The sequence below is a fragment of the Mycobacterium sp. UM_WGJ genome, assembly GCF_000455125.1.
Lineage (GTDB): Bacteria > Actinomycetota > Actinomycetes > Mycobacteriales > Mycobacteriaceae > Mycobacterium.
Map to the genome: position 1 here is coordinate 1 of NZ_AUWR01000080.1, position 10,547 is coordinate 10,547.

Annotated in this window: 6 protein-coding genes; all 6 read right to left on the reverse strand. The window is 66.4% G+C overall.

Annotated elements, in window-relative coordinates:
- Positions 1-47: 47 nt before the first annotated feature.
- The 6 genes from N416_RS0119895 to N416_RS0119920 all read right to left on the reverse strand — a co-directional run bounded on the left by N416_RS0119895 (position 48) and on the right by N416_RS0119920 (position 10,433).
- The gene (locus tag N416_RS0119895; protein WP_051190329.1) at positions 48-1,505 is read right to left on the reverse strand and encodes a PPE family protein; all 1,458 of its coding nucleotides are present in this window, start codon (positions 1,503-1,505) and stop codon (positions 48-50) included.
- A complete protein-coding gene (locus tag N416_RS0119900; RefSeq protein WP_024443852.1) occupies positions 1,505-1,816 on the reverse strand; it encodes a PE family protein in 312 nt (103 codons plus the stop codon). The genes N416_RS0119895 and N416_RS0119900 overlap by 1 nt, the downstream gene beginning before the upstream one ends.
- Before the next feature lie 31 nt (positions 1,817-1,847).
- Positions 1,848-5,810, reverse strand: a complete 3,963-nt coding sequence (locus tag N416_RS0119905; protein ID WP_024443853.1) for a type VII secretion protein EccC — start codon at positions 5,808-5,810, stop codon at positions 1,848-1,850.
- Complete coding sequence (eccB, locus tag N416_RS0119910; protein WP_024443854.1) at positions 5,807-7,432, reverse strand: type VII secretion protein EccB; 1,626 nt, start codon at positions 7,430-7,432, stop codon at positions 5,807-5,809. Before eccB ends, N416_RS0119905 begins: the two co-directional genes overlap by 4 nt.
- A complete protein-coding gene (gene eccA / locus N416_RS0119915) occupies positions 7,429-9,261 on the reverse strand; it encodes a type VII secretion AAA-ATPase EccA (protein ID WP_024443855.1) in 1,833 nt (610 codons plus the stop codon). Before eccA ends, eccB begins: the two co-directional genes overlap by 4 nt.
- Before the next feature lie 272 nt (positions 9,262-9,533).
- Positions 9,534-10,433 carry a class I SAM-dependent methyltransferase gene (locus N416_RS0119920; protein ID WP_024443856.1) on the reverse strand — a complete coding sequence of 300 codons (900 nt, stop codon included), beginning with the start codon at positions 10,431-10,433 and terminating at the stop codon, positions 9,534-9,536.
- Between the last annotated feature and the right edge of the window lie 114 nt (positions 10,434-10,547).

A 10,547-nucleotide genomic window follows, 5' to 3' on the forward strand; every position in this document is an offset into this window, starting at 1 on the left:
GAATATGCGCATCCAACATACTCATCCCCGCACTCCTTTCCTGACTTCTACTTCGGTTCCGATTCCGACTCCCCAGCGGAGTCGCCAAGTTCTTTATCGCTCCAGGTATCGGGCAACATCGGCATATTCGGGCCGCCGCCGAATCCGTCACCGGTCAAGGTGGTCAACCCGGATGCCGCACTGCCGGCACGCTTTTCCACCGTTCCGGTGAATCCGAGCGGCCCGGTGCCGCGGTCCGATCCAGCCGCGGACGGCGTCTCCCCGGCGGGATCGGTTGCAGGACCCGAATTCATGTCCATGAACTCGTCGGCGTGGTCGTGCAGGACAGCGCGGCGCCGCCGCCGCGCCCGAGATCTTTCCCGGGCTGAGCTGCTCACCGCCGCCGCGGCAGCGGGCACCCGTGACGACGGTGCCTGCGCCTTGTTGCGGTCGGTCAGGGTCGGGCCGAGTCCGGTACCCGGGTCGCCCCCTCCGACCAGGTAGCCGAAGCCCATCGCCCCGGCTGCCGGAGCGGGAGGTGCCGCCGCCGGGGCGGGCGGCGCTGCCGGAACACTCGCCGCACCGGGTGTGGCGATCCCGGGCCCAAAGCCTGCCACCGCGACGGTCGGCCGATCGGGCGATGGGGCGGCCGCACCCGGCGCCGGCTTGGCGACCTCGTCCATGGTCCAGTCCCCGCCCAGGAGGTCGGCCAGGTAGGCGAGCCCGACGCCCAGGACGATCGGCACCATGATCGTCGCGCCCAGCATCACTCCCCAGAAGGTGAAGCCGAACGGGATGAAGAAGGCCTCGTAGGCGATAAAGAACAGCAAGGGGAACCAGGTCACCAGGGCGCCGGGCGTGCTCAGGATCTCCCGGATCACCCCGATCGGGTTGGCCAGGAGCTGGCCGAGCTGTTCGAACAGCCTGGTGAAGAAATCCCCGATGCCCCCCGAGGAAGTGTCGTCGGCAGGCGAGGCCGAATCGGACTTGACCACCGGAGGGGCCTCCACCGGCCGCGGCGCCGACGCCAGGGCCGCACCGGACACCGCGTGATAGGTGCTCATGGTGGTGGCTGCCTGGATCCACATCCGGACATAGTCGGCTTCGTTGAGCGCGATCGGGATCGTGTTGATCCCGAAGAAGTTGGTGGCTACCAGCACCCCGTGCGTCATGTGATTGGTGGCCAGTTCGGCCAGTGTCGGCATCGACGCCAGCGCGCTGGTGTACGCCGTGGCGGCCACCTCATGCTGCGCGGCTACCCCGGCACTGTCCGCGCTGGCCTGGCCCAGCCACGCCAGATACGGCGCGTGCGCGGCCAAGTATTGCTCGGCGCTGGGTCCCTGCCATGCGCCGGTCTGCACCGCCCCGAGCAGAGCGGTGAGTTCGTCTGCCACTGAGGCGTATTCGACGCTCAATGAATTCCACACCCCGGCAGCCGACAACAACGGACCCGGTCCGGGGCCGCTGCTCAGCAATGCTGAATGCACCTCCGGCGGGGAGGCGATCCAGACCGGGGCGGAAATCATCAGCCGCGCGTGCCCAAGAAATACGTCGAGGCGCCCGCCGCGTCACCGGCGGCGTAGTTGACACCAGACTCACCGACACCGACACCGGCGCGGCCCAACTCGGTGGCGCCCTGCGCCGCCACCGCGGCGTGCTCACTGCCCTGCGCGCTGAAACCGGCAGCGGTCTGCAGCGACACCGGGTCGGCGGCTGGTGGAACCACCGCGGTGATCAGCGGGGCGGCGCTGGCCTGCGCTGCCGCCAGACGGGCGGTCAATGCCTCGACCGCTGCACTGGCGGCGGCGAGACCTTCCGGAACCACATTGAGCGTCATGACAATTTCCCCTTCCGTAATTCGATACGCGTCAGCGCGTCAAGGTTTCGCTGAATGTTGGGTTGACTAGTTGTAGGTAGGTGGGTTCGTCGTTGTCGGTTAGGAGGATTGCGCGTCCTGCGGGTAGGCGTGCGAAGCGTTGGCCGCGGATTTTGCCGCTGTCGGCGGGGTTGCCGGAGAGCATCAGGGTGGTGGCTTGCAGGTCGTTGAGCCGTCGCAGTAGTGGGTTGGTCATTAAGGCGTGTGCTGAGCCGGTGGCGCGTGCGGTGACGATGACCCGTAGTCCGAGATCGTTTGCTTGGGAGAGCAGTTCGATCAGGGTGGTCCATGGTCGTTGCCCGGCGTGGGGGCCGGTCAGGGCCGGGGTGTCGGGGATGGCGTCGACGTCGTCGATGATCAGGTAGTGGGTGTGGCCGTCATAGCTCCAGGAGGCCAGATCCGCTGCCGATAGGCCTGCGGGGGGCCGGCGGGAGCCGATCAACGCGGAGAGGCCGAGCATGGCCGGGATGACCCGATCGATGTTCGCGGTGTACTCATTGTCGGGGTAGAGGGGTTCATCGACGAGGTGCAAACGGCGGTCGATGACGGTGAACGCCACCTGATCAGCACTGGAGTGCTCCCGCACGGTGCGGATGATGTGGCGCAGCAGGGTGGTTTTGCCGGATTTGGCGTCCCCGAGCACCAGCAGCAGCGGGTTGGTGGTGAAGTCCACCTGCACGGGGGCCAGGTCCTCTTCGCGGACCCCGATGACCACATGATCGACCGCGGGATAGAGCACCCCGACTTCTTCGGGTGCCAGGTTGGTCGGCAACAACCGCACCGGCGGTGCCGCCAGCCCGGGATGGCGGGCGTTGATCGCCTCGATCTGGGCCAGATCCGGTGCGGCGATCAAGAAATGCTCAGCGGCCATGGTCAGACCACGCCCGGGTTGGTTGGCCGGCACCGCCTCAGCCGGGCGGGTCAACGCTCCGGCCACCCGCACGTTGCTGTCGCGGGCATCGTGCAGTTTCAGTTCCAGGCGCAAGCCGAGCCCGTCGCGCATGGCCAACGGGACTTCCAGCCAGCTCGGGGTCGTGACGATCACGTGGATGCCGTAGGCCAGGCCCACGTTGACCAGTTCGGTGACTTTGGCCAGCAGCGGGTTGCGGGTGTTGAACGCATCGGTGTTATCCCGGCTGAACGCATACAGGTTGTCGATCACCAAGAAGACTTCACCGTAGCCGTCGTTGAGGGCGCCGATGCTGCCATCGCGGAACGCTTCGCGTTGCTGACGCGCAGTCAACAACTGTTCGAGTTCGCCGAAGGTGCGCCGGATCTTCTCGGGCTCCAACCCGGAGGCGACACTGCCCACATGGGCCAGGTCTTCTAGGGCCCGCAACTGCCCGCCGCCGTAATCGAGGCAGTAGAAGCTGACTTCCCGCGGTGAATGCAGCGCCGCGGCGGAGAGGATGAACGTCTGCAAGGCCGTGGTCTTACCCGATTTGGGGCCACCGTGGATGAGCAGGTTGCCCGCCGCGGAGCGGGCATCGAAGACCAGCGGGTCACGGCGCATCTCGAAGGGCTTGTCGATCTGACCCAACGGCCAGCGCAACGCCCGCTCAGCGATCCCGGCAGAAGCCAACGTGGCCGCCAGCGGGATCGGGTCATCCAACGGGGGCAACCACAACGCCGGGGCTTGCGGCCCGTAGTTGGCCAACTGATCGCCGATGGTGGCGATCAGCTTGCGCGGCGGACCCAACACCTCTTCGTCGACCTCGCCCACGACGGTGGTCTGCGTACCGGCATCGACGGCACCGGCGGTGAACAGTTTCGGCTCCGGCAGGGCATGCATCACCACCGCCGGTGATTGCCGGGGCGGGTCATAAATCCCGTCGACATAAGTACTGCGGAATTTGATGGGGGCCGCGCCTGGGGCCGGCACCAAAAAGCCCTCGCCCTTGTGTTCTTTGCCCGACTCGATGTGATAGGCGTCTTCGACCCCGATGATCTGGCGAGACACGCTGGGCGAGGCGACTTTCAACCCGATGCGGTAGGAGGTGTTCTTGTCGATGTCTTTGATCTTGCCGACATCCAACGTTTGCGACGCGAACAGGATGTGGATGCGAAATGAGCGTCCCTTACGGGCCACATAGTCGAACAATTCGGCGTACTCGGGATGATCGGCCAGCATCAAGGTGAATTCATCAGCGACGATGAACAACGTCGGGATCGGCGCCAGGTCATGACCGGCGGCGATCGCGGCCTCATACTCGGTCACCGAGTTAAACGCACTGCCCTGAACCCGGCGGCCCGCCTCACGCAGCAACAACTCCCGCCGCGCCACCTCACCGCGCAACGTGTCCGCGAAGCGATCGGCGAGGGATTTCTTTTCGGCCATGTTCGAGATGACCGCCACGACCTGCGGGAAGTGCCGGAAGATGTCGGCGCCGGCCTCGCCTTTGAAGTCGGCGTAGATCACGATCAACCGATCCGCCGAATGCGTGGTCAACAAGGACAACAAGATCGCCATCAAAGTTTGGGACTTACCCGAGCCGGTCATGCCGATCATCAACCCGTGCGGACCCATCCCGCCCTCGGCCTCATCCTTGAGATCGAAGTACAACGGCTCCCCGGTCGCGGTCACCCCAATCGGCACCCGTAGTTCTTCTTCCCGGCTACGCGGGGACCACAATGCCGCCACATCCAACCGGGAGGCGTCGCTGATGCCCAACAAGCTGGTGAAGGTGGCCCCCCGAGTGCCCGCCGAGCGCAACCCGGCATGGGTCGGGTTGGAATCCCAGCGGGAGAGCCGCCGCGCCACATGCGCCGCCTGCGCAGCCCCCAACGAATCGGCGGCATCGACATAACGCGCCCAGCCCCCCGACTGCCACCGATCAATCGCACCCCCACCGGCGCTGATGCGCAGGATCGGACGCTCAGGATCGGGGTACTGCTCGCGGCTCGGCGCCACCGTCGCCCGCACGATCACACTCACCCCGGCCCGCGCCGACCCCAACACCGAGGCCGCCACATCAAAATCAGGGTCATCGATGATCACCAACAAATGCCGACCCGACTCAGCCGGCTCACCGGTGAACGCCGGGCGGCCCGCCAACACCGGCGCCAACAACGACACCAATTGCTCACCACTGGCCGCCAGATAACGGGCCGGACCCACCCCATCGACAGCGCCGGCGATATCAGTGTGCGGCAACCACTTCAACCAGCTCCACGCATCGGATTCCAACTCCGGTGAGGCCAACGCCACCCCCAACATCGTCGGGTCATGCCAGCACACCGCCTGAGCCACCCAGGCCCGCACCGCCGCACGCACCTCAGCAGCGGCGTCCTGGCCCTCACCCAAAACCGTGATCCGCGACAGCTTCGCCAAGTCCATACCCACCGGCACATCCCGCACCGTGCGCTGGGTATCGAGCAAACTGCGCAACGCACTGTGAGAGACCGGCTCCAAATCAATCTCATCAGCGGTATCAGTCACCCGCACCGCACTGGCCAACCCCACCGCATGCCGGCCCGTGCGCACCACCAAAAAATCCTCATCATGAGGATCGCGTTCCCACTGCCGACGCGAACCCGGCACCGCCACCAAATCCACCGGATCCGGATGCGACCACTGAGCCGCTGCCCGCTGCTTAGCCGCCGAACCCCGAATATTGTCGCGAACCACCGACAAATACCGCAGATAATCCGCCCGCTCAGCATCAACCTCAACCGTGCGGGCCTTCTTATCCCCACCCCGATAAATCCCGGCCGCCGCCACCAACAACGCGAACGGGAAGAACAACATCACCGGAGACACCAACCGCATCCCCGTCGCGACCATGGCAATCACCATGCCCACAATCAAAATCACAATCACCACCGGCAACGCCCGCTGCAAAAACGACGCCGGAACCAACCGCGGCAACTCCGGCGGCGGCTCAATCGTGATCGTGCCCCGATCAACCGGCGGCACCGGCAACCGACGACGGGCCTCAAAAATCAAACGACTCACCGGGACTCCCCAACACTAGAAACGCCACCCAACCCAGCCGTGGCACGACGACCCGGACGCGCATCCGGCGCCAACCCATCATGAGCCAACAACGCATCACTGCGCGACAAAGCAGGACCAACAGCAAACTGCGACAACACCGACCACGGAATCGGCAACGCCGGCCCACTCAAACCAAGCGCGGAGATGGTGTCTCCCTCGCCGCCATTGGTGCCGGCCTCGGTGTTGATGCCATAGCGCACACCGGTATCCGAAATCCAAAACAGCGGGCCCGCGCTGGCGTTGGCCGCCGGGTCACTGTTGACACTCTGAGCAAAATAACCCGAGCCCGGCGTCAACGCGACGCGTGCGGCAGTGCCGCCCACTCCCGCACCCACCAGATCCAAGGTCTGCACACCCTCACGCAACGGCAACGCCGAACCCGACAACAACGTCAACGAACTCGTGCTCGCCCCAGCCGGCTTGCTCCAATGCGCGCACGTCACCGGCGCCGACACCGCATCAACCACCCTGACCGGCTGCTCCGGGAAACGCGACACATCCAACTGCCGCGAAACCGGCAGCCGCGCAACATCATCAGCACCCAACACCGGCGGCCGCTCCAAACCCTGCGAATCCGTATTACGCAACACCGCCGCCACCACACCAGAAATCGGCTGCAAACCATCCTCCAGCACCGCGTAGTAACGCAGGGTGCTTTGCGCGTTGCCGTCCAGCGAGTGCGCCGCCACAACTGCGCCCACCGGCGCGGCCGAGGGCAGGTCGTATGCCGGCTTGCCGCCGGCGCCGGGGATCACCGGCGCCACCAGGGCCGGCGCCTCCGGGATCGCGTTGAACAGGCCGGTGGCGATCGGGCGCGGGGTGGGCACCGCCGAACCCCGCTCGCCCAGACCCAGGGCACCGGTGATGGCGTGGTCGGCCAGGTCGATCCGGCTGCGCTTGCCGTCCCACAGCAGCCATGCGCCGGCACCGTTGTCGGCCAGCACCGCATCCTGCGCTTCGAGCGCACCGGCACGGGATCCGTTGGAGTCCAACGGGCCACCGATCACTGTGACCCCGGCAGTCGAGCCGGTCACGGAGTCGCACGCCGTCCAGTCGGCGTCATGGGAGCTGCTTTGCACCATGCGTTCTGGGGCCCCGGGGATGCCGATCAGGTTGCCGCGGGCGAACTTGTCCAGCGCAGTGCTTTTCACCACGGTCGGGTTGACCGGCCGGCCGGCGATCAGGCGGGCGGAGGTCAGGTTCAGCACCGGGTGCAGCTGGTCGCCGACGCGCACATACAGCGCGGAGGTGGACTTGTCTGCCAGCACCGGGTCGTCTTTGGCCGCGCTGTTGGGCCAGATCAGGGTGAAGACGAAGCAGCCGGCGGCGACGGTGGCCAGCACCAGCAGTCCCATCAGCACCGCACGCGCTTGGGAGCGCAGTGGTTCGACGAGCATCCGGGTGTCGTGCAGGGCTACGCCGGAGGCGATGCGCCGCATGACGAAACGCCAGCCGCTGACCTGATGCTTGGTGACAAAACCGCGCCGGTACTCGACCCGGTCGGGATTCTCGTTGACCGGGGTCCGTGACGCGAACGATCGCCGCTCGTCATCGGGCCGGTCGGATTGGGCCGCGCTCATGCCTTGGCCTCCAGGCCCAGGCCACGCAGCAACGGCGCCACCGAGTTACGAACATCTTCGGTCGTAATGGTCATGAGCTCCTCATCGGTGAACAGTCCGGTGCCGGATTGTTCGGAATGGTCAAGCCGGAATTCGCGCTCCTCCTCGGAGCGTTCGACGACGTTTCGCACGAACCGGCCGTTGCCGGCGATGTCCAGGCTGCGCCGGGCGACGCCGTTGGCGTCGGGGTGCGACGCCTCGGCCAGCTGACCGAACAGCGCCTCCATCTCTTCGAGTGCGGACTGCTCGAAACGGCTGTCGCGTTGCTCGGCCATCTTGTGCGCGATCTCGACCAGCTCCGGCGGCTGGTAGGACGGGAAGTCGATGCTGCGGGTGAAACGCGACCGCAGACCTTCGTTGGTGTCCAAGAACCGGTCCAGGTCGGCCCGGTAACCGGCGACGATCACCACCAGCCGGTCGCGGTCGTTCTCCATCCGCGCCAGCAGCGTGTCGATGGCGACCAGTCCGAAGTCGTTCTTGGCGCCGGTGGCCACCAGGGCGTATGCCTCATCGAGGAACAGCACACCGTCGAGAGCACTGTCGATGATGGCGTTGGTCTTGGCCTCGGTCTCACCGATGTGCTGACCGATCAGGTCGGCACGGTGCACCTCTTTGATGTTCTCTTTTTTCAGCAGGCCCAGGCCGCAGTAGATCTTGGCCACCACGCGCGCGATGGTGGTCTTACCGGTCCCGGGCGGACCGGCGAAGACCAGGTGGTGGGTGCGCTGGCCGACGGCCAGGCCGTGCTGCTTGCGCACCACTTCCATGGCCACCGAGCTCTTGAGTCGCTGCACCTGGTTCTTGACCTCGGCCAGCCCGATGAACTCGCCGAGTTCACGCTCCGCCTCGGCCAGCAGTTCGGCCTTGCGTTCGTGGGCCGACGGGTCGACGAAGTCCTCGGCGCTCGGCTCCGTGTTGGGGTCCCAGGGGTCGGTTCGGGCCTCGATCCGGGCCGCGGTGGTCGTGACGATCCCGAAACTGTGGTCCAACAAGGCATGTTGAACCTGCTCGTTCTCCGGGTTGGCGGCATAGAGGTCCTGCAGCACTTCGGCTGCGGATTCCTCGTCGTCTTGGGCCCGCAGGATCAGTCCCTTGGCCAAGGCGCCGTCGGTGGCGGCGACCGCGATAGGCCCGTCCGGCTCCTCCAGGTACGACAACGCCGGGGCATACATGCCCAGGCGCGCCAGCGCGATCCCCAGCGCGATCTTCGCGGCGTGGGTGAACAACTCGTCTCGGTCCGGGTCGTTGACGATCGGAGTCAGCAGCTTGACCATGTCCGACCAGCGGCCGGCGTGGTGGTTCACCGCGATCGCCATCCAGCGAACGTCATTCCAGTCGGGACGCCGCTGGGCGATCTCGGCGACCACCGCGTTCGCCTCGGCGCACCGGCCGGCCATCGCCAGCTGCGCGGCGTGCGCCAGGTGGAAGTCGTCGGCTTCGGTGGCGCGCAACTTCAGGTATAGCCCGGTGTCGTAGTGGAACCCGAGCGCACCCTGCTGAAGGTCCAGGCGCCGCTGCAGGGCGCCGGCACTGGCGGCGGTCTGCGAGACGGCCGCGAGCACCCGCGGCGACTGGTCGCCGGCGGCGGCAAGGCCGATCCAGGCGTCGCACTGCTCGTGCGCGATCCGGGTCAGCGCCGCGAAGCCAGTACGGGCCGCCGTCAGGTCTGCAGGACGTTTGCGCTGGTAGACCTCGATGCCGAGGGCTCGACAGCAGGTGGCGAACCGGCTGAGGGTTTCCTCGTCGACCCGGGGTTGCGGGGCCAGCAGAGCCGCATCACCGTTGTTCATGCGTGGCTCGCCCCTTCACTGTTCTTGACTGCACCAACCCGGCTGAAGTTAGCATTGCATAAGCTAACTGTCGAGATCGATCGAGACGGTCGGCAGGCGACTTCCATCACTCCCGCAGGCGGCTTTTCAGCCCACAAACGGGACGCTGGCGCGCCGACGTCGTTCCAACCCATCACCGACTCCTTATTGAAAATCATTTTCGATTGTTCCGCACGCTACCGCATGCGCGGTTCGGCTTCCACAGCGGTTCTCGCCGCGGTCGCTGACCGCTCCTAACTCTTGACCGCCCACATCAGGGAGTTCCGCAAGATCATCTGACCGGCCTGGGTGTCCGGCCCCGGGACGGGACGGCCCAACTGGCGCAGGCAATCGGCCAGGGGTGTCACCGCCGCGGTCCAGCCGCGAGCACCGAACCACTGATCCGCAGGCGCGTGCTGCTCGTTGTAGACCAGCCGATGGAAGATGCGGGTGTCGTCGCCTGCCTCGACTTCGGCCGCAACCGCGGCTTCATAGGCGTCCTGGGGCATCGGGGCGCCGTCCTCGACCGCGACGTGACTGCCCGAAGCGGCAAGGCCATCGACACCGGTGAACAGCTGCTCCTGAGCGACAGCGGGCAGGTAGATCAACAGGCCCTCGGCGATCCAGGCTGAGGGCTGGGCGGGGTCGAAGCCGGCGTCACGCAGCGCCTGCGGCCAGTCCTCGCGCAGATCGACCGCGACCTCACGCCGCTCGGCCTTGGGACGGATGCCGCGCTGCGACAGCACATAACTCTTGAAGCCGAGGACTTGCGGCTGGTCCAACTCGAAGATCGTTGTCTCGTCGGGCCAGGACAACCGGAAGGCGCGGGAGTCCAGTCCGGCCGCCAGCATCACCACCTGGCGCACCCCGGCGTCGACGACACCGCTGAAGTAGTCGTCGAAGTACCGGGTGCGCGCGCCCTGGAAATTGACGAAGTGCTGCCCGAACTCACTGGACAACAGCTCGTGGTCGGGCAGGTTGCCGTCCAGCACGGCCGCCCAGTCCCCGCCGACAGCCCGGCAGAACAGCTCCGCATACGGATCGACCGCCACCGGATCGGGTTTGGCGGCCTCCAGGGCCCGGGCAGTGGCCACGAACAAGGCCGTCGACCCGACGCTGGTGGTGATGTCCCAGCTGTCACCGTCACTACGCATTAGAGGCATTCCAAGGACCCTACGCCGGGGTGCGCGTCGCGGATCGCCCGAAGAATGCCCCCGAAGCCAGGCGTGACAGGCCAGAGCTTGCGCTCCGTCAGCCCCACTTGGCGG